We start from the raw sequence: 19,160 nt of genomic DNA, 5'->3' as shown, positions 1-19,160 counted from the left end.
CTCAGTGGTGGTACGCGGCTCGCCGGCGGCGCCACCACAACGCATAGACCACCACATTGACCACCAGCACCACCGCGCCGAGCCACAGCTGCACCGCGGGCGTGAGCCCGGCCGGATAGATCAGCGGCAACAGGTAGCGCTCGACAAAACCGCCGCTGTAGCCCGCCTGTCCCGCGGCCCGGCGCAGCATGTTTTCCAGCGGCGTCAGCGGGCAGATCCAGCCGGACCATTCGATCAGCACGCCCCACACCGCCGCCGGCAGGTGCAGCCATGCGACACGCGGCCAGCGCAACACCAGCAGGCCGCCCGCCACCACGAACAGGATAAACAGCCCGTGCACGATGACCACCAGGTCGGCCAGCCAGGCTGTGATCGGCATCGCGCTCGGCGGCGGCCTCAGTTGCCGCCCGCCGTGTCCATCCAGTAGCCCGGGCGCGCGAACTGCGCCTTCAGGTGCTCGATGAAGAAACGGATCTTGGCCGGCACCGGGCGCTGCTGCGGGTACACGGCAAGGATGTCGTAGGCCGGCAGCGCGTATTCGTCCAGCACCGTGATCAGCTCGCCGCTCTCCAGCTGCGGCAGGATCTCCCAGGTCGAGCGCCAGCCCAGGCCCAGGCCCTCGCCGGTCCAGCGGTGCAGCAGCTCGCCGTCGTTGCAGTCCAGGTTGCCGTTGACGCGCACGGTCACGGTCTTGCCGTTCTGGCTGAAATACCAGCCGCGCTGCTGGCCGCCCTGCAGGTTGAACGCCAGGCAGTTGTGCTGGGCCAGGTCGTCCAGCGTCTGCGGCACGCCGTACCTGGCGAAGTACGCCGGCGTGCCGCACACCACGCGCTTGTTCGAGGCCAGCTTGATCGCGACAAAGTTCGGGTCGATGGCGCCGCCGATACGGATGCCGACGTCATAGCCTTCGCGCACCAGGTCGACCACGCGGTCGGTCAGGTTGAATGAGATCTGCACTTCCGGGTTGGCCGAGAGGAACGCCGGTGCGTGCGGTGCCACGTGTTTGCGCCCGAACGCCGCCGGTGCCGAAACGATCAGGTGGCCGGTGGCCTTGTGCTTGCCTTCGGCGATCAGCATCTCGGCGCGGTCCAGGTCGGCCAGCGCCTTCTTGCACTGCTCCATGAACACCGCGCCCTGCTCGGTCACGGCGATGCGGCGCGTGGACCGGTGCAGCAGCTTGACGCCGATGCGGGCTTCCAGCGCGTTGATGCGGCGGCCGATCATCACCGGCGTCACGTTCTGCGTGAGCGCCGCGGCCGCCATGCTGCCGTGCTCCACCACGGCGATAAAGGCTTCGATTTGCTTGAGTTTGTCCATCGGATATTCGTCTCCCGGGCGCCATTGTGCGGCATCCCCGGGGATGTGGCATCCCTGCGCGGCTGATGGGCAGGATCGCGGCATCCGCATACGGCTGTGTCAGGGCCGCTGCCAGGGGCAGGTCGCGTCACCCGCAGCCGGTGCGGAATCAGGCGGCCGGAGCCGCGCGCGCCCTGACCTGCGCGTTCATCTCGGCCGCTTCGCCCAGCACATGGGCCAGCCGCCGCAGCGGCCGGCTGCATTGCACGTGCAGGTACAGGTAGCAGGCCGCGCCGGTCACCACCATCACGCCGTAGAGCCACAGCAGCGTCCCGGCCATGGCCTGCTGGCGCGGCAGTGCCGCCACCACGGCCGCGGCCGGCGCCAGTGCCAGCAGCCCTGCCAGGGTGCGCGCAGCACCTTCCCACAAGCGCAGTTGCAACACCACGCGCCGCTGGCGCGCCTGCAGCTGCGGCGGCGGGATGCGCGCCAGCCGGCGCAGCAGCGCATCCTCGGCTGCGCTGTGGCGGTCCATCTCGGCGGCCTGCCAGCGCAGCGGATGGCGCAGCCTGGCCAGCACGGTGCCGGCGCGCGTGAGTCCGGCGCCGACATAGCAGGCGGCCGACAGGGCCAGCAGCACCTCGAAGGTCCGCAGCGACCACGGCGGCACCGGGTGCTTGAGCCACAGCCGCCAGACGGCCAGGGCCACGCCGCTCAGGATGGTCGCGGCCAGCGCCGCGATAAAGCCCACCCACAGCACGCGCCCGAGGCGGCCGCCCGGCATCGGAGGGTCGGCGGCCGGCCCGGGCGGGACGGCGGCAAGCGCTTCAAGCAGTTCGTAGGTAGACGGCAGCCTGGAATACATGGTCGGCCCGGATGGCGAAGAATCCCGTCATTTTGCCGCACTGCGCTGCGGCGGCCGGCCGGCGCGGGCGCGTACCCACCGCTGCACTGCGTGCCCGCACCGTCACACCACATATCCAATTGCGTACCCCGGCGTACCCCCGCCGACCGTCCGATCTGGCTTCCAAGGCGATATTGCGTACCCCAGGTATCGAATCAACTGATCTCCCTTCTGTTTATCCCACCCCGCCTGCGGGAATAGGATCGACTCCAACGGAATTCACACCATCACTGGAGACAAGATCATGGCAAAGATGAGAGCAATCGACGCGGCAATCGCCGTGCTGGAGAAGGAAGGCGTGACCACGGCATTCGGCGTGCCGGGCGCGGCGATCAACCCGTTCTACTCGGCAATGCGCAAGTCGGGCAACATCAACCACGTGCTGGCCCGCCACGTCGAGGGCGCCTCGCACATGGCCGAAGGCTACACCCGTGCCGAGCCGGGCAACATCGGCGTCTGCGTCGGCACCTCGGGCCCCGCCGGCACCGACATGATCACCGGCCTGTACTCGGCCTGGGCCGATTCGATCCCCATCCTCTGCATTACCGGCCAGGCCCCGCGCGCCCGCCTGTACAAGGAAGACTTCCAGGCCGTCGATATCGAATCGATCGCCAAGCCCGTGACCAAGTGGGCCGTGACCGTGCGCGAGCCGGCCCTGGTGCCGCAAGTGTTCCAGCAAGCCTTCCACATCATGCGTTCGGGCCGCCCGGGTCCGGTGCTGATCGACCTGCCGTTCGACGTGCAGGTGGCCGAGATCGAATTCGATGTCGACACCTACCAGTCGCTGCAGCCGTACAAGCCGGCTGCCTCGCGCGCCCAGATCGAGAAGGCCATCTCGATGCTGAACGCGGCCGAGCGCCCGCTGATCGTGTGCGGCGGTGGCGTGATCAACGCCGACGCGGCGGATCTGCTGGTCGAGTTTGCCGAACTGGTCAACGTGCCGGTGGTGCCGACCCTGATGGGCTGGGGCGTGCTGGCCGACGACCACCCGCTGCAAGCCGGCATGGTCGGCCTGCAGACCTCGCACCGCTACGGCAACGCCACGCTGCTGGCTTCGGACTTCGTGATGGGCATCGGCAACCGCTGGGCCAACCGCCACACCGGCAGCGTCGATGTCTACACCAAGGGCCGCAAGTTCGTGCACGTCGATATCGAGCCCACCCAGATCGGCCGCGTGTTCGGCCCGGACCTGGGCATCGTGTCGGACGCCAAGGCCGCGCTGGAACTGTTCGTTGAAGTTGCCCGCGAAATGAAGATGGCCGGCCGCCTGCCGTGCCGCAAGTCGTGGGTCGCCGACGTGCAGAAGCGCCGCCGCACCATGCAGCGCAAGAGCGATTTCGACAACGTGCCGGTCAAGCCGCAGCGCGTGTACCGCGAGATGAACCAGTACTTCCCGCGCGACGTGCGTTATGTCAGCACCATCGGCCTGTCGCAGATCGCCGCGGCCCAGTTCCTGTCGGTCAACGAGCCGCGCCACTGGATCAACTGCGGCCAGGCCGGCCCGCTGGGCTGGACCATCCCGGCCGCGATCGGCGTGAAGACCGCCTCGCCGGACTCGGATGTGGTGGCGATCTCGGGCGACTACGACTTCCAGTTCATGATCGAAGAACTGGCCGTGGCCGCGCAGTTCAAGGTGCCGTACATCCACGTGGTGGTGAACAACTCCTACCTCGGCCTGATCCGCCAGGCGCAGCGCAACTTCGAGATGGACTACTGCGTGCAGCTGGCCTTCGACAACGTCAACTCGCCAGAACTGAACGGCTACGGCGTGGACCACGTCAAGGTGGTCGAGGGCCTGGGCTGCAAGGCGATCCGCGTGTTCAAGCCGGAAGACATCGCCCCGGCCTTTGCTGAAGCGCGCGACCTGATGGCCGAGTTCTCGGTGCCGGTGGTGGTCGAGGTGATCCTGGAGCGCGTGACCAATATCGCGATGGGCACCGAGATCGACAATGTCAACGAGTTCGAGCCGATCGAAGACCTCGAGGACATCGAGGAAGCGATCCTGAAGGAAGAAGTGGAAACGGCGTAAGCAGCACCATTCCAACATGGAAGCGCGGGCTACGGCCCGCGCAAATCCAGCGCCCCTGCATCACCGGTTCTGCACCGGCAGAACGACAACACAACTAAACCGGAGAGACTCATGACTAAACTTGCGGCCAACCTCACCATGCTGTTCAACGAAGTCGGTTTCCTCGACCGCTTCGAAGCCGCCGCGCGCGCGGGCTTCCGCGGCGTGGAATTCCTCTTCCCCTATGCCTTCCACGCGGACCAGATCGCTGACCGCCTGAACCGCTTCCAGCTGGACCTGGTGCTGCACAACCTGCCCGCCGGCAAGTGGGAAGCGGGCGAGCGCGGCATTGCCTGCCACCCGGACCGCGTCGGCGAGTTCCAGGACGGCGTGGGCGAGGCCATCAAGTACGCCAAGGTGCTGGGCGTGCGCCAGCTGAACTGCCTGGTCGGCATCCAGCCGCAGAACGTCAAGCGCGAGCAGGCCCAGGAAACGCTGGTGGAAAACCTGCGCTTCGCCGCCAGCGCGCTCGCCGCCGAGCATATCGACCTGCTGGTCGAGCCGATCAACACCTTCGACATCCCTGGCTTCTTCCTGTCGCGCACGCAGCAGGCGGTGGACCTGATCAACCAGGTCAATGCGCCCAACCTGTACGTGCAGTACGACATCTACCACATGCAGCGGATGGAAGGCGAGATCGCCAACACCATCAAGGCCAACCTGCCGAAGATCAAGCACGTGCAGCTGGCCGACAACCCCGGCCGCAATGAACCGGGGACCGGCGAGCTGAACTACCGCTTCCTGTTCAAGTTCCTGGACGAGATCGGCTACAACGGCTGGATCGGCTGCGAGTACAAGCCGAAGACCACCACCGAAGCCGGCCTGGGCTGGCGCGCCGAGCACGGCGTGCAGTAACGGGTTACCACCTACGCCAACCAAGACAGACTTAATCTCATTCAAGGAGACATCAACATGGCAAACCAACGCAACGTCGGCTTCATCGGCCTGGGCATCATGGGCGCACCGATGGCGGGCCACCTGCGCGCCGCCGGCCACACGCTGTTCGTGCATGACGTCAACCCGGCCCCGCAAGCGCTGGTCGATGCAGGCGTGACCGTCTGCACCAGCGCCGAGGAAGTCGCCAAGCGTGCCGACATCATCGTCATCATGGTGCCGGACACCCCGCACGTGGAAGCCGTTCTGTTCAGCGAAAAGGGCGTTGCCGCCGCGTTCAAGGCCGCCGGCAAGGAAGCCAGCCACAGCAAGATCGTGGTCGACATGAGCTCGATTTCGCCGATCGCCACCAAGGACTTCGCCGCGCGCATCAACAAGCTGGGCGCCTCGTACCTGGACGCTCCGGTGTCGGGCGGTGAAGTGGGCGCCAAGGCTGCTTCGCTGACGATCATGGTCGGCGGCCCGCAGGAAGCCTATGACCAGGTCAAGCCGCTGTTCGACCTGATGGGCAAGAACGTCACGCTGGTCGGTGGCAACGGTGACGGCCAGACCACCAAGGTGGCCAACCAGATCATCGTCGCGCTGAACATCCAGGCCGTGTCCGAAGCCCTGCTGTTCGCCTCCAAGGCTGGCGCCGATCCGGCCAAGGTGCGTCAGGCGCTGATGGGCGGCTTTGCGGCTTCGCGCATCCTGGAAGTGCACGGCGAGCGCATGGTCAAGCGCACCTTCGACCCGGGTTTCCGCATCGAACTGCACCAGAAGGACCTGAACCTGGCGCTGCAGGGTGCCAAGGCACTGGGCGTGGCACTGCCCAACACCGCCACCGCGCAGGAGCTGTTCAACACCTGCGCCGCCAACGGCCTGGGCAAGCAGGACCATTCGGCCCTGTGCCGCGCGATCGAGATCATGTCTAACCACCAGATCGCCAAGTAAGCAGCAACCACGTCGTCCCCGCCCTGCGGGGACGACTAGCTTTCCCCGTCAGCACCAGGACTTTTCATGCTCGCCACCGAACCTCAAGCCGCCCTGCTCTCGCCCCAGCGCGCCGCAGCGCATCCCGCACAGTCCGACGCGCGCGCGCTGCTGCGCGACCTGTTCGACACTGCGGTCGCTTCCGTCAGCGCCAGCCACTGCCTGCCGCCGCACCTGCCCACGCCGCCCAAGGGCCGCACGGTGGTGATCGGCGCCGGCAAGGCCGCTGCCGCGATGGCGCAGGCGGTCGAGGCGAACTGGCAAGGCGAGCTGTCGGGCCTGGTGGTGACGCGCTACGGCCATGGCGCCGATTGCCAGCGCATTGAAGTGGTCGAAGCCGCGCATCCCGTTCCCGACGAAGCCGGCCAGCGCGCCGCGCAGCGCATGGTGGAACTGGTGCAGGGCCTGACCGCCGACGACCTGGTGCTGTGCCTGATTTCCGGCGGCGGCTCCGCGCTGCTGGCCGCGCCCGCGCCGGGCCTGACGCTGGCCGACAAGCAGGCCGTGAACAAGGCGCTGCTCAAGAGCGGCGCGAGCATCGGCGAAATGAACTGCGTGCGCAAGCACCTGTCCGCGCTCAAGGGCGGACGCCTGGCGCTGCACTGCGCCCCGGCCCGCGTCGAGACCCTGCTGATTTCCGATATCCCCGGCGATGACCCGACCCTGATCGCAAGCGGTCCGACGCTGCCCGATGCGACCACCTGCGCCGACGCGCTGGCCGTCATCGCCAAGTACGGCATTGAAGTCCCCGCCAACGTGCGCGCCCACCTGGAGAGCGGCGCCGGCGAAACGCCCAAGCCCGGCGATGCGCGCTTCGAAGGCCACCGCAACGTAACGCTGGCCACCGCGCAGCAATCGCTGGAAGCCGCGGCCGCGCGTGCGCGTGAACTGGGTTACGAGGCCCACATCCTGTCCGACTGCATCGAAGGCGAAGCGCGCGAAGTGGCCGAAGTGCACGCCGCCATCGCGCGCCAGGTGGCGCAGCGCGGCCAGCCCTTCAGCAAGCCCTGCGTGATCCTGTCCGGCGGCGAGACCACCGTAACCGTGCGCGGCAAGGGCCGCGGCGGGCGCAATGCCGAGTTCCTGCTGGCGCTGGCGGTGGCGCTCGACGGCCTGGCCGGCGTGCACGCGATTGCCGGCGACACCGACGGCATCGACGGCTCCGAGGACAACGCCGGCGCGCTGCTCTCGCCCGACACCCTGACCCGCGCCGCCGCGCGCGGGCTGTCGGCGCGCGCGCACCTGGACAACAACGACGGCTACGGCTTCTTTGCCGGCGTGGGCGACCTGATCGTCACCGGCCCGACCCGCACCAACGTCAATGACTTCCGCGCCATCCTGATTGTGTAGGCCGGCAGTCGTCAGCGCAGCATCGCCGTACCGAAGCAGTCGTTCACCTGAACAGCATTACCCGGCGCGCCACGTGGCGCGCCGTCCGAGAATGGAAGAGGAGACATCATGAGACGCCAGCGCAAAGCGAAGATCGTTGCCACGCTTGGACCCGCAAGCACCGACATCGCGGTGATCCGCGAACTGTTCGAGGCGGGCGCCGACGTGTTCCGGCTGAACTTCAGCCACGGCACGCACGAAGACCACCGCGCGCGCTACGACGCCGTGCGCAAGATCGAGGCCGAAACCGGCCGCCCGATCGCGATCCTGGCCGACCTGCAGGGCCCGAAGCTGCGCATCGGCACCTTCGCCGCCGGCAAGGTCGCGGTGCGCGCGGGCGATGTGTTCGTGCTCGACAGCGATCCCACCCCGGGCGACGGCACCCGCGTCTACCTGCCGCACCCCGAACTGTTCGCCGCCGCGCAGCCGGGCCAGTCGCTGCTGATCGACGACGGCAAGGTACGCCTGTCGATCGAGGCGGTGACCACCGGCACCATCACCACGCGCGTGGTCAACAACGGCACGCTGTCCGACCGCAAGGGCGTGAACGTGCCCGACGCCGTGATCCCCATCCCCGCGCTGACCGAGAAGGACCGCAAGGACCTGGACTTCGCGCTGTCGCTGGGCGCTGACTGGATCGGCCTGTCGTTCGTGCAGCGCCCGTCCGACATCGTCGAAGCGCGCGAGATCGTCGGTACCCGTGCCGGCATCCTGTCCAAGATCGAGAAGCCGGCCGCGCTGCAGCAGCTCGAAGAGATCGTGCGCGTGTCCGATTCCGTGATGGTGGCGCGCGGCGACCTCGGCGTGGAACTGCCGCCCGAGCGCGTGCCCGGCGTGCAGAAGCGCATCCTGCGCGTGTGCCGCCAGCTGGGCAAGCCGGTGGTGATCGCCACGCAGATGCTGGAATCGATGATCGACTCGCCGGTGCCGACCCGCGCCGAAGCGTCGGACGTGGCCAGCGCCATCTATGAAGGCGCCGACGCGGTGATGCTGTCGGCCGAGTCGGCCAACGGCCGCTACCCGGTGCCGGCGGTGTCGATGATGAACCGCATCGTCACCGAGGTCGAACGCGACCCGCTGTACCGCAACCTGCTCGACGCCCAGCACGAGACCCCGCTGAACACGCGCCAGGATGCGATCTGCGCGGCGCTGCGCGAAGTCACGCAGATCATTGGCGCCGTCGCGACCGTGACCTACACGTCCTCGGGAGCCACCGCGCTGCGCGCCGCGCGCGAGCGGCCGTGCGCGCCGATCGTCAGCATCACGCCGAACCTGGAAATCGCGCGCCGCCTGGCCATTGCCTGGGGCGTCCACTCCACCGTGAGCCCGGATGTGCAGAGCGTGGATGAAATGGTCGAAGCCGCCACACGCGCGGCGGTGGCCGAAGGTTATGCCGTGCCGGGCGACCAGATCACCATCGCCGCGGGAATGCCGTTCGGGCAAGGCGGGACCACCAACCTGCTGCGCGTGGCTGAAGTTGGCGCCAGCGCGGTGGCAACCGCACCGGCTGCGCGCGAGGCTGCCTTGGCCTGACCGCGCTGCTTGCGTTCCCGTCCCGGAACGCGCGTCATGACGGAACCGGGTGCAAACCCGGTTTCTTTGTTTTGCCGCACACCGCCTGCGTTGCCCGTCTCCAGGGCGAGTGGGTGGTGTTTTTTTATTTGGGCCTGGTGTCCGGCACCGAAAACAGCAGCTGACACCGGATTGCTATACTGCTTGGCATCCTCCCACCCCGCAATTCCCCCTCCCCCCGGAGCCCCCCATGCGCCTAGATGACGAAGCCGAAAGCCAGCACGTTGAAGACCGCCGCGGCGGATTCGGCGGTGTCGGCGGCAAGACCATCGGCATCGGCACGGTCATCGTCGCGCTGGCGGCGTCCTATTTCTTCGGCATCGACCCGATGCTGATCATGCAGGGCGCCTCGGTGCTGCAGGGCTCCGGCCCGCAGCAGCAACAGCAGCAGGCGAACCGCCCGCCGGCGACGGATCAGATGACGGTGTTCACGCGCAAGGTGCTGGGCAATACCGAGCGCACCTGGCAACACATCTTTGAAACCCAGCTGAACCGCCGCTATGCGCCCCCCACGCTGGTGCTGTTCTCGGGCGCCACGCCCACGGCGTGCGGCACCGGCCAGTCGGCGATGGGCCCGTTCTACTGCCCCGGCGACCAGAAGGTCTATATCGACCTGGCCTTCTATGACGAGCTGCGCCAGCGCTTCGGCGCCAGCGGCGACTTTGCCCAGGCCTATGTGATCGCGCACGAGATCGGCCACCATGTGCAGAACCTGCTGGGCGTATCGGACAAGGTCGACGGCGCGCGCCGCCGCATGGGCGAGGCGCAGGCCAACCAGCTCTCGGTGCGCATGGAACTGCAGGCCGACTGCCTGGCGGGTGTCTGGGCCGCCACCGCACAGCGCGCCAACCAGCAGCTGCTGGAGCCCGGCGATATCGAAGAAGGCCTGAAGGCCGCCGCCGCGATCGGCGACGACCGGCTGCAGCGCCAGTCGCAGGGCTATGTCGTGCCGGAGGCCTTTACCCACGGCTCCAGCGAGCAGCGCGTGCGCTGGCTGCGCCGCGGCATTGAGTCCGGCGATATCCGCAAATGCGATACCTTCGCCTCGCGCGACCTGTAAGCGCAGGCTCCACCCCCGACGTCGGAAGGCTGCCGGCAATGTGATGTTTGCGTTGCCCGGACTTTATTCCCTGTCTATAATCGCCGGCAAGGCCGCATTGCGACGGCCAGTCGCCGGCGTCGATCCTCACCGATCCTTCCTGCCGCAGCGCCGGGTTCTCCCCTCAGGACCCCTGCAAGCGCCGCGGTGCACGCCGGCCCCGGTCTGCGGGCCACGCGCCCCCTGACCGACAGGCGACCCGACACGCGGCCAGATCTGCACCATCAGCAACATCGGCCCGGCTTTGCCGCGACTCGACGCCTCTTGCCGCTAAGCCTTACGGCGTCTCCACACCCAAGCCGTTCCGTTCCAACCGCACCGGAGCCAGGGCCGATCTTCACTTGCCGTGCGCCCGTGCCAGCCCTGACCTGACATGGCGTCGTTTTTCCTGAAGCGCCCGGCGTTTGCCTGGGTGCTGGCCATCCTGACCGTGGTAGCGGGCCTGGTGGCCCTGAACCGCATCCCCATCGCCCAGTACCCGGCGGTGGCGCCGCCCACGGTGATCATCTATGCCGATTACCCGGGTGCGTCCGCGCGCACGGTGGAGGACCGCGTCACGGCGGTGCTGGAGCAGCAGATGCACGGCATCCCCGGCCTGCTCTACCTGGATTCCAGCAGCGAGGGCGGCACCGCCACGGTGACGCTGGGCTTCCGCCAGGGCACCGACCCGCAGCTGGCGCAGGTCAACGTGCGCAACCGCGTGGCGCAGGCCGAGCCCTTGCTGCCCGAGGCGGTGCGCCGCGGCGGCGTCTATGTCGACCAGGCCAGCAGCAACGCCTTCATGTACGTGTCGCTGGTGTCCGACAGCGGGCAGCTGGACGAGACCGCGCTGGGCGACTTTGCCGCGGGCTCGGTGCTGCCGCTGCTGCGCCGCCTGCCCGGCATCGGCAAGGCCGAGCCATACGGCGCCGAGTACGCGCTGCGGATCTGGTTCGATCCCGACAAGCTGCATGCCTTCAACCTGACCACGGCCGAGGTCGAGGCCGCCATCCGCGCGCGCAACGGCAACGTGACCCCCGGCCAGCTGGGCGCCGCGCCGGCAGTGCCGGGCCAGCCGTTCCAGGCGATCGTGCGCCCGCCCGCGCCGATGAGCGATGCGCAGGCGTTCGGGCGCATCGTGGTGCGCGCGGCCACCGACGGCTCGGCCGTGCTGCTGCGCGACGTGGCGCGGGTGGAGCTGGCCGCCAGCGACTACCGCTACGGCTCCACGCTGAACACGCGCAACGCCGCGTCGATCGGGCTGAAGCTGGCCGATGGCGCCAACGTGCTGCAGACCTCGCGCACCGTGCGCGCCGCGCTCGATGCCGCCAGCAAGGGCTTCCCCGGCGACGTGCGCCATGAGATCTCTTACGACGGCGCCACCTTCGTGCAGGCGTCGATCTCGCGCGTGGTGCTGACGCTGGTCGAAGCCACGGTGCTGGTATTCCTGATCCTGTACCTGTTCCTCGGCAACCTGCGCGCCACGCTGATCCCGTGCATCGTGGTGCCGGTATCGCTGCTGGGCACGGTCGCGTGCCTGTATGCGCTGGGGCTGTCGCTGAACGTGATCACGCTGTTCGGCGTGGTGCTGGCGATCGGCATCCTGGTGGACGACGCCATCGTGGTGGTCGAGAACGTCGAGCGCATCATGCGCACCGACGGCGTCGGCGCGATGCAGGCAGCGGCGCGCTCGATGCGCGAGGTCTCGGGCGCGCTGGTGGCGGTGACGCTGGTGTTGTGCGCGGTGTTCGTGCCGATGGCATTCTTCGGCAGCGCGGTGGGCGTGATCTACCGGCACTTCGCGGTGACGCTGGCGGTATCGATCGCGTTCTCGCTGTTCTTTGCGCTGACGCTGGCGCCGGCCATGTGCGCCAGCCTGCTGCGCCACAGCGCGGCGCCGGCGCGCGGGCCGCTGGCCTGGTTCGATGCGCGCTTTGCCGCCTTCACCGGGCGCTATGCCGGCTGGGTGCAGGCGCTGCAGCGCAGGCGGCTGCGCTGGCTGGCGGTCTACCTGGCGTTGACGCTGGCATGCGGCTACGCCTTGTGGAAGATGCCCAGCGGCTTCCTGCCGGAAGAGGATACCGGCGAGATCGTGGTCGATGTCGAGCTGCCCGCCGGCAGCACGCAGGCCGACACGCGCCGGCTGGTGGCCGGGCTGGAACAGTGGATGCGTGACCAGCACTACCCGGTGCATTCGAGCTTTGCCGTGCTGGGCTGGTCCAGCGGCGGCAGCGGCGAGCAGCGCGCCAGCCTGTTTATCGGACTGACCGACTGGAAAGCGCGCGGACGCAAGCACACGGCCCAGGCCGTGCTGGCGCGGCTGTCGGCCGGGCTGGAAACCTGGCCGGGCCGCGGCGCGGCGCAACTGTTTGCGTACAACAGCTCGGCGCTGCCTGAACTGGGCAGCATCGGCGGCCTGGACATGCGCCTGGTGGCGCGCCAGCCGGTGGGGCGCGAGGCGCTTTTCGCCGCGCGCGACAAGCTGCTTGAGCGCGCCAGGCAGGACCCGGTGCTGGGCGAGGTGCGCGCCACCACCGGCCAGCCGGTGCCCGCGCTGGACCTGAAGATCGACTACCGCAAGGCCGAGGCCTTCGGCGTCGATGCCGATACCGTGCACCACACGCTGTCGGCCACGCTGGGCTCGCGCTATATCGATGAAGTCGCGCGCGAGGGCCGCGTGCGGCGCGTGATCCTGCAGGCCGACGCGCCCTTCCGCATGCGGCCGGACCAGCTCGCGCGCGTGCACGTGCGCAACGCACAGGGCGCGATGGTGTCGCTGGCCGCGTTCGCCTCGCTGGAATGGGGGCGCGGCGAGGTGACGCTGGAGCGCTTCGACGGCTTCAGCTCGGTGCGCATCAATGCCGAGGTCGCGCCGGGCCACACCACCGGCGCGGCCATGACGCGGCTGGCCGAACTGGTGCGCGAGCTGGGGCCGGAATACGACGTGCGCTGGACCGGGCGCGCCTTCGAACAGGAGCAGACCGGCACGCAGGCGCCGTGGCTGTTCGCGCTGTCGCTGCTGTTTATCTTCCTGTGCCTGGTGGCGCTGTATGAAAGCTGGACCCTGCCGCTGGCGGTGATCGCGATCGTGCCAACCGGCCTGATGGGCGCGGCCGCGGCGATCTGGCTGCGCGGCATGCCCAACGACGTCTACTTCAAGGTGGGCGTGGTGGTGATCATGGGGCTGGCGGCCAAGAACGCGATCCTGATCGTCGAATATGCCGAGCAGTTGCGGCGCAGCGGTGCGGGCATGGGCGCGGTGGAGGCTGCAACGCGCGCGGCGCGCCAGCGGCTGCGGCCGGTGGTGATGACCTCGCTGGCCTTTGTGCTGGGCGTGGTGCCGCTGGCGATCAGCACCGGCCCGGGCGCGGGTGCGCAACAGGCGGTCGGCACCGGCGTGCTGGGCGGCATGCTGGGTGCGACGGTGCTGGGTACGCTGGCGGTGCCGCTGCTCTATGCCGCGATCGCGCGCAGGTTGCCGCGCGCGCAGCCGGAACCCGGACACGACGCGACCGCCACGCAGCCGCCTTCGGCATGAGGGGCATGCCTGCGCGCTGACGCGGTCACGAGCCGAGGGAAGAGAAAAGCGCCTGCCTGGCGAAGAGAGAAGGAGGAGGAGGTCAGCCGGGCAGGCGGGAGAGAAAACTTGCGGCCACCGCAGTGGCCGCACGAGGTCTTTGGGAAGACCTGCGAGGATCAGACGCGATAGCCGTACAGCGAACCGTCACCCGTGCGGGAATTGTCGAGCGCACGATCGGCAATATCACCGGTAAAGGTGTGCGCACCTTCGCTGAAGGTATCGAACTTGTCCTTCTTCGAGATCTCGCCGCTGAAGCTATGCGAGCCTTCGGTGAAGCTGTCGAACTTGCCGTCGCGGCGCGAGCCTTCCGAGTACGGGTCGAAGCGGCCGGTGCGGGCTCCGTCCGTGTACGTATCGAACTTGCCTTGCTTGGCGCCGTCCGTATACACGTCGTACTTGCCGGCCTTCAGCGCATCGGCATACACATCAAACTTGCCAACCTTGCTGGCAGCGGGGGCAGCCAACGCCACAGCGGACGCGGCGACCGCCGCGAACACGAGCGCGCCGCCAAGGATACGTCTGGCGATCATTTGGGACTCCTTCAACTGATTTCGTCGTTCTTTCTTTTACGGACCGGGATGAGACTCCGGCCGCTCTGCAATCTATGTTGCGATGCGAGCACGGACTGAAGATTAGTCACAGTCCGCGCAAGCAGAAATACCGCTGCGACGAATGGTGCGTTGCGAGTCGTGAAACGTCTGGCTTGCCGATGAATGGTGTCGATGGATTGCCGGGCACACGCGGCGCGGGACGCGCCTGCGTGGCCCCGGCAGCACGCCTCAGGCCGCTGGGATTTGGCTCGGGATGCGGGTCAAAGCGTGTACTGGCCGCTGGCTTCCGGCTGGAACGCGATCCCGGTGACGCTCACCTGCTGCTCGCGGCCGTCGGGCAGCCGGTAGCTGACGGTCTGGCCGGCGCGCGCGCCCAGCAGCGCCTGGCCCACCGGCGACAGCACCGACAGGCGGCCGGCATCGAAGTCGGCCGCGTCGGGGTACACCAGCGTCCAGTTGCGCGGGGCCTGCTCGCCCGGCAGGTTGCAGACCAGGCGCGTGTTCATGGTGACCACGTCGGTCGGGATCTCTTCGGGCGCGACGATGGTGGCGCGCGCCAGCAGGCTGTCGAGCATGTCCTCAAGCTGCGCCGAGCCGGCGCGGCTGGCGATGCGCTCCAGGCGGGTCACGTCGAGTTCGGTCAGGTACAGGGTGGCGGTATTCGTTTTGGTGGCCGTCATGGCGGGTCCTCCGGCAGTCAGGTGGTTGGCGCGGCCCGGCCAGCATGGCAGGCGGCGGCGGTCGGGTCTTGCAGGTTGGCGTGCCGCGCAGCAGCGCGGACATCAAGGGATCGGCGAAAGCCTTGCGGCAATTGCCGGCAACAACGGAAACGCTGGCTCGGGCCCGGTTCGGCCCGGGCCCCGCTTATGGGAGACGAATCAGGCTGGGAACCGGGCGGAATCAGGCGGTGCGCTGATCCGGCGGGGAGAGACCGCGCGCATGGCGCGCTGGGGCAGGATGTTGGCCGTGGCGATCGCGCATGCGTGCGCGCGGCCGGTCCGCATCAGGCGGACAGGCGCATCGGGCATCGGCGTCAGGCGATCAGTCATGGTCATGCAGAAGGTTGGATAAGGGGCAGCGGATGGTTCCCTGAACAGGCGAGCCGCGTAAGTCGTTGCTCACTACATCGCTCACTGGCTGCGCTGCCCCGAACCCGTGCACCGCAGTGGTGCGATCACGGGAACAGCCATCGTAGCACAGCGATGCGCCTGCGCGCGTCACCCGTTGGCAGCAGGCCCGGCCTCGTGCGCGCCCGCATGGCATTCGCAGGCCGCGCCGGCGGCGGCCTGCTGCAGGTTCTGCAGGATGCCGCATTCACTGGCGGGCTGGTGGTGGTGGCAGGTCTCGCGCAGCGCGCGCAACTGCCCTTCCAGCGCCTCCAGCGCCACCCGCTGCGCATGGATCTGCGCGATCTGGCGGTCCAGCAGCGTATTGATGTCGTCGCAGTCCTGCGACGGATTGCGCTCGAACTCGCGCAGCCGCCGCACATCCGACAGGCCCATGCCGAGCGAGCGGCAGTGGCGCACGAAATTCAGCTGGACCAAGTGGCCGTCGTCATAGCGGCGATAGCCGTTGGCCTCGCGCCGGGGCGCGTCGAGCAGCCCTTCGCGCTCGTAGTAGCGGATAGTTTCGACGTCGCAGCCGCTGGTACGGGAGAGTTCGCCAATGCGCATGGTTTGTGATCCTGGGCAGCAAATCCCTGTAACCACTACAGGGTTAGCCCTAGTGTAGGACAGTCTGGCAACGCTTGCACCCAGCATGCTGGCGCACGTTTGCGGCAAGTGGGGAGCCCCACAGGCAATCCGTTGCACATGGTGTGCTATGCCTCACGCGGGGCGCCGGCGCCATCCCGCATCCTGTAGAATTCCTTGAACGTTTACTGACATACTGTCCTCGCGTGCGCTCAATCCGGCTCCTCCTGCTGGTCATGATGCTGGCCTTCCTGCCCCTGCCGGGCTGGACGGCTACGGTCGCGCACGACGTGGCGTCCGCCGCCGATACGCCGGCCGAGCCAACCATCGCCGATGCCGGCAGCCCAGATGCCGCCGCGGGCCAGCCATCACCGTCGTCTGAAACCGCCGAGCCGCAGCTGCAGCCCGGTGCCGATCTCGCCGAGCAGCTCCTGCCGGCGGCTCCATTGCGTCTAGCGGCCTCGTCCGGTCGCGCCGGGCCGCCGCGCTATGCCGGCGCCCCGCTGCCCGACCCGGACCTGCCGCTGCAGCCGCGTCCGCCGCGCGCCTGATGCCCCCGGCGCGGCCTTGCCCGCGCTCGCCCGTTCTTGTGTGCCGTGCCCCACGAGCGGCGCGCGCCTGCGGCTCGTCCGCGTTTTTCCGTCGTACTGCTCCACCACATACTCATGAAACGCGTATTACTTTTCCTGGCGACCAACCTCGCCGTCATGCTCGTCCTCAGCTTCACCGCCAGCGTGCTGGGCGTGAATCGCTACCTGACCGCCAACGGCCTGAACCTGGGCACCCTGCTCGCGTTCGCCGCGCTGATGGGCTTCGGCGGCGCCTTTATCTCGCTGCTGATGTCCAAGACCATCGCCAAGTGGTCCACCGGCGCGCAGGTCATTACCCACCCCAGCACCAGCACCGAGCTGTGGCTGGTGCAGACCGTCGAGAAGCTGGCGCAGCGCTCCGGCCTGCCCATGCCTGAAGTGGCCATCTACGACGGCGAACCCAACGCCTTCGCCACCGGCGCGACCAAGAACAGCTCGTTGGTGGCGGTGTCCACCGGCCTGCTGCAGTCGATGTCGCACGACGAAGTCGAAGCGGTGCTGGCGCACGAGGTGGCGCACGTGGCCAATGGCGACATGGTGACGCTGACGCTGATCCAGGGCGTGGTCAACACGTTCGTGATCTTCCTGGCGCGCGTGGTCGGCTACTTCGTCGACTCGATGTTGCGCAAGAGTGACGAGGAGTCGAGCGGGCCGGGCATCGGCTACATGGTCACGGTGGTCGTCTGCGAAATCGTGTTCGGCATCCTGGCCAGCATCATCGTGGCCTGGTTCTCGCGCCACCGCGAATTCCGCGCCGACGCCGGCGCGGCCGGCCTGATGGGTTCGCCCACGCCGATGGTGTCGGCGCTGCGCCGCCTCGGCGGCCTGGACCCGGACGGCCTGCCGCAGAACATGCAGGCGATGGGCATCGCCGGCGGCAAGTCGTGGCTGGCGCTGTTCTCGAGCCATCCGCCCATTGAGCAGCGCATTGCCGCGCTGCAATCCGCGCGCTGAAGCCCGGGGCAAGCAATGCCCCCGGCGCCGCGGCCTGACACTGGCGCGGCGCCGGCTACCTGACAGGGAGTTTTCGATGCGATCGAGCGTGCTGGAACCGACAAGCCCCGTGTGGCGCGACACGCTGGCGCGATGTCGCCATGATTGCTACCACACGCCTGGCTGGCATACTGCCGCCGAGCGCAGCGACCACGGCAGCGCCGCCGCGGTACTGGTGCGTGACGGCGCCCACGAGTTGCTGGTTCCGCTGGTGCGCCGGCCCATTGCCTGCGGCAGCTGGGATGCCACCTCGGCCTATGGCTACGGCGGCCCGGTGTTGAGCACCGATGTCCCGGCCGGCTTTGCCGAGGAGGCACTGGGCGCGGCGCTCGCGTTGCTGCGCGAGTGCGGCTGCGTGTCGTGGTTTATCCGCCTGCACCCACTGCTCAATGCCGACTGGAACAGCCGCCTCGGGCTGGTGGTGGATCAGGGCGAGACGGTATCCGTCGACCTGACCAAGAGTGCCGAGCAGCTATGGCACGAAACGCAGGCGCGCCACAGGCTGGGCATCAACCGCGCCCGGCGCGCGGGCGTGAGCGCACGCCTGGACCGAGATTTCGCCATGCTGCCGCGCTTTATCGCGCTGTACAACGCGACCATGGCGCGCTTGGGCGCGTTGCCCTACTACTTCTTCGACGCGCAGTACTACCGCACCCTGGTGCGCGCGCTGGGCGACGACCTGCTGCTGTTCGTGGCCGAGGAAGACGGCTGCATGATCGGCGCGGCGCTGTTCACCGTGGCCCGGGGGACGGGCATCATGCAATATCACCTGTCCGCCTGGGACTGGGCGTACCGCCACCTCCAGCCGACCAAGACTGTGATCCATGCCGCGCGCGAATGGGGCCGCACCAACGGCCTGCACTACCTGCACCTGGGCGGCGGGCTGGGTTCGGCCAAAGACTCCCTGTATGAGTTCAAGCGCGGCTTTTCGCACGATACGCATGTGTACCGGACCCAGCGCCTGGTGGTGGACCCCGACCGGTACGTGGCGCTGTCCGGCGGCGACAAAGCCACGCTGGATGACCTGGATGGCTTCTTTCCGGCTTACCGGCGCCCGGGCGCGCGCTTCGAGCCGCCGCAGGCGGATGCCGGCGACAACGTGCCGGCGCTCGCGGCATTCAAGACCGGGACCTGAAGCCGGACTGCTGCGGCGCTAGTCGACCACCCGGCCCCGCAGCACCTTGACCTGACTGCGCTGGCTCTTGGATTCCAGCCGGCGCCGGCGCGAGGCCAGCGTCGGCCGCGTGGGCCGGCGCACGCGCGGCGGCGCGGCCACGCTGCGCACCAGTTCGTGCAGCCGCCGCACCGCTTCGTCGCGGTTCTGGTCGAGGCTGCGGAACTGCTGCGCCTTGATCACCACCACGCCGTCGCGCGTGATGCGGTGGTCGTGCAGCGCCAGCAGGCGTTCCTTGTGGTCAGGCGCGAGCGAGGAGGCATGCACGTCATAGCGCAGGTGCACGGCATTGGACACCTTGTTGATGTTCTGGCCGCCCGCACCCTGCGCCCGGATCGCCGTGATCAGGTATTCGTGATGGGGGATGACGAGGTCGTCGGTCATGGTGGGATCATAGCAAGCGCTGGT

General features: G+C 68.3%; 17 protein-coding genes. 10 read left to right on the top strand and 7 right to left on the bottom strand.

Going from position 1 to position 19,160, the window contains the following annotated elements; translation table 11 throughout:
* Position 1: 1 nt before the first annotated feature.
* The 3 genes from AC3WLF_RS21250 to AC3WLF_RS21240 all read right to left on the bottom strand — a co-directional run bounded on the left by AC3WLF_RS21250 (position 2) and on the right by AC3WLF_RS21240 (position 2,161).
* Entirely contained in the window at positions 2–379 is a 378-nt protein-coding gene (locus AC3WLF_RS21250; protein WP_492358807.1) for a DUF2784 domain-containing protein, read from the bottom strand.
* 17 nt (positions 380–396) lie between these two features.
* On the bottom strand, positions 397–1,317 hold the full coding sequence (locus AC3WLF_RS21245; protein ID WP_010812145.1) for a LysR family transcriptional regulator: 921 nt from the start codon (positions 1,315–1,317) through the stop codon (positions 397–399).
* Positions 1,318–1,465: 148 nt separating this feature from the next.
* Complete coding sequence (locus tag AC3WLF_RS21240) at positions 1,466–2,161, bottom strand: hypothetical protein (RefSeq protein ID WP_492320044.1); 696 nt, start codon at positions 2,159–2,161, stop codon at positions 1,466–1,468.
* A 283-nt stretch (positions 2,162–2,444) separates the two neighbouring features.
* Here AC3WLF_RS21240 and gcl point away from each other — a divergent pair, with 283 nt between their 5' ends.
* The 7 genes from gcl to AC3WLF_RS21205 all read left to right on the top strand — a co-directional run bounded on the left by gcl (position 2,445) and on the right by AC3WLF_RS21205 (position 13,711).
* Positions 2,445–4,229: a glyoxylate carboligase gene (gcl, locus tag AC3WLF_RS21235; RefSeq protein ID WP_010812147.1), complete on the top strand. Its 1,785-nt coding sequence runs from the start codon at positions 2,445–2,447 to the stop codon at positions 4,227–4,229.
* Between the two features lie 111 nt (positions 4,230–4,340).
* The gene (gene hyi, locus AC3WLF_RS21230; RefSeq protein ID WP_010812148.1) at positions 4,341–5,123 is read left to right on the top strand and encodes a hydroxypyruvate isomerase; all 783 of its coding nucleotides are present in this window, start codon (positions 4,341–4,343) and stop codon (positions 5,121–5,123) included.
* Positions 5,124–5,180: 57 nt separating this feature from the next.
* Positions 5,181–6,095 (top strand): 2-hydroxy-3-oxopropionate reductase, encoded by a 915-nt coding sequence (gene glxR / locus AC3WLF_RS21225; protein WP_010812149.1) that lies wholly within the window; start codon positions 5,181–5,183, stop codon positions 6,093–6,095.
* Positions 6,096–6,161: 66 nt separating this feature from the next.
* Positions 6,162–7,484 (top strand): glycerate kinase type-2 family protein, encoded by a 1,323-nt coding sequence (locus AC3WLF_RS21220; protein WP_492311651.1) that lies wholly within the window; start codon positions 6,162–6,164, stop codon positions 7,482–7,484.
* 108 nt (positions 7,485–7,592) lie between these two features.
* Positions 7,593–9,056 (top strand): pyruvate kinase, encoded by a 1,464-nt coding sequence (gene pyk, locus AC3WLF_RS21215; protein ID WP_011616210.1) that lies wholly within the window; start codon positions 7,593–7,595, stop codon positions 9,054–9,056.
* Between the two features lie 229 nt (positions 9,057–9,285).
* Positions 9,286–10,155: a KPN_02809 family neutral zinc metallopeptidase gene (gene ypfJ, locus AC3WLF_RS21210; protein ID WP_492320045.1), complete on the top strand. Its 870-nt coding sequence runs from the start codon at positions 9,286–9,288 to the stop codon at positions 10,153–10,155.
* A 412-nt stretch (positions 10,156–10,567) separates the two neighbouring features.
* A complete protein-coding gene (locus tag AC3WLF_RS21205) occupies positions 10,568–13,711 on the top strand; it encodes a multidrug efflux RND transporter permease subunit (protein ID WP_492358806.1) in 3,144 nt (1,047 codons plus the stop codon).
* Positions 13,712–13,869: 158 nt separating this feature from the next.
* On the opposite strand, the gene AC3WLF_RS21200 is transcribed toward AC3WLF_RS21205, so the two are convergent.
* The 3 genes from AC3WLF_RS21200 to AC3WLF_RS21190 all read right to left on the bottom strand — a co-directional run bounded on the left by AC3WLF_RS21200 (position 13,870) and on the right by AC3WLF_RS21190 (position 15,977).
* On the bottom strand, positions 13,870–14,283 hold the full coding sequence (locus tag AC3WLF_RS21200) for a hypothetical protein (RefSeq protein ID WP_010812154.1): 414 nt from the start codon (positions 14,281–14,283) through the stop codon (positions 13,870–13,872).
* Positions 14,284–14,564: 281 nt separating this feature from the next.
* Complete coding sequence (gene rnk, locus AC3WLF_RS21195; protein ID WP_492320047.1) at positions 14,565–14,984, bottom strand: nucleoside diphosphate kinase regulator; 420 nt, start codon at positions 14,982–14,984, stop codon at positions 14,565–14,567.
* A 537-nt stretch (positions 14,985–15,521) separates the two neighbouring features.
* Positions 15,522–15,977 (bottom strand): Cd(II)/Pb(II)-responsive transcriptional regulator, encoded by a 456-nt coding sequence (locus AC3WLF_RS21190; RefSeq protein ID WP_010812157.1) that lies wholly within the window; start codon positions 15,975–15,977, stop codon positions 15,522–15,524.
* 254 nt (positions 15,978–16,231) lie between these two features.
* Here AC3WLF_RS21190 and AC3WLF_RS21185 point away from each other — a divergent pair, with 254 nt between their 5' ends.
* The 3 genes from AC3WLF_RS21185 to AC3WLF_RS21175 all read left to right on the top strand — a co-directional run bounded on the left by AC3WLF_RS21185 (position 16,232) and on the right by AC3WLF_RS21175 (position 18,713).
* Positions 16,232–16,546 carry a hypothetical protein gene (locus AC3WLF_RS21185; RefSeq protein WP_492320048.1) on the top strand — a complete coding sequence of 105 codons (315 nt, stop codon included), beginning with the start codon at positions 16,232–16,234 and terminating at the stop codon, positions 16,544–16,546.
* 114 nt (positions 16,547–16,660) lie between these two features.
* Positions 16,661–17,539 carry a protease HtpX gene (gene htpX / locus AC3WLF_RS21180; RefSeq protein WP_492320049.1) on the top strand — a complete coding sequence of 293 codons (879 nt, stop codon included), beginning with the start codon at positions 16,661–16,663 and terminating at the stop codon, positions 17,537–17,539.
* 88 nt (positions 17,540–17,627) lie between these two features.
* Positions 17,628–18,713 carry a GNAT family N-acetyltransferase gene (locus tag AC3WLF_RS21175; RefSeq protein WP_492320050.1) on the top strand — a complete coding sequence of 362 codons (1,086 nt, stop codon included), beginning with the start codon at positions 17,628–17,630 and terminating at the stop codon, positions 18,711–18,713.
* Between the two features lie 18 nt (positions 18,714–18,731).
* Here AC3WLF_RS21175 and arfB read toward each other — a convergent pair whose 3' ends face one another.
* Positions 18,732–19,136: an alternative ribosome rescue aminoacyl-tRNA hydrolase ArfB gene (arfB, locus tag AC3WLF_RS21170; RefSeq protein ID WP_492320051.1), complete on the bottom strand. Its 405-nt coding sequence runs from the start codon at positions 19,134–19,136 to the stop codon at positions 18,732–18,734.
* Between the last annotated feature and the right edge of the window lie 24 nt (positions 19,137–19,160).

The sequence above is a fragment of the Cupriavidus sp. FW306-01-F10A genome (assembly GCF_058782785.1).
This window is presented reverse-complemented; position numbering and strand designations above follow the sequence as displayed.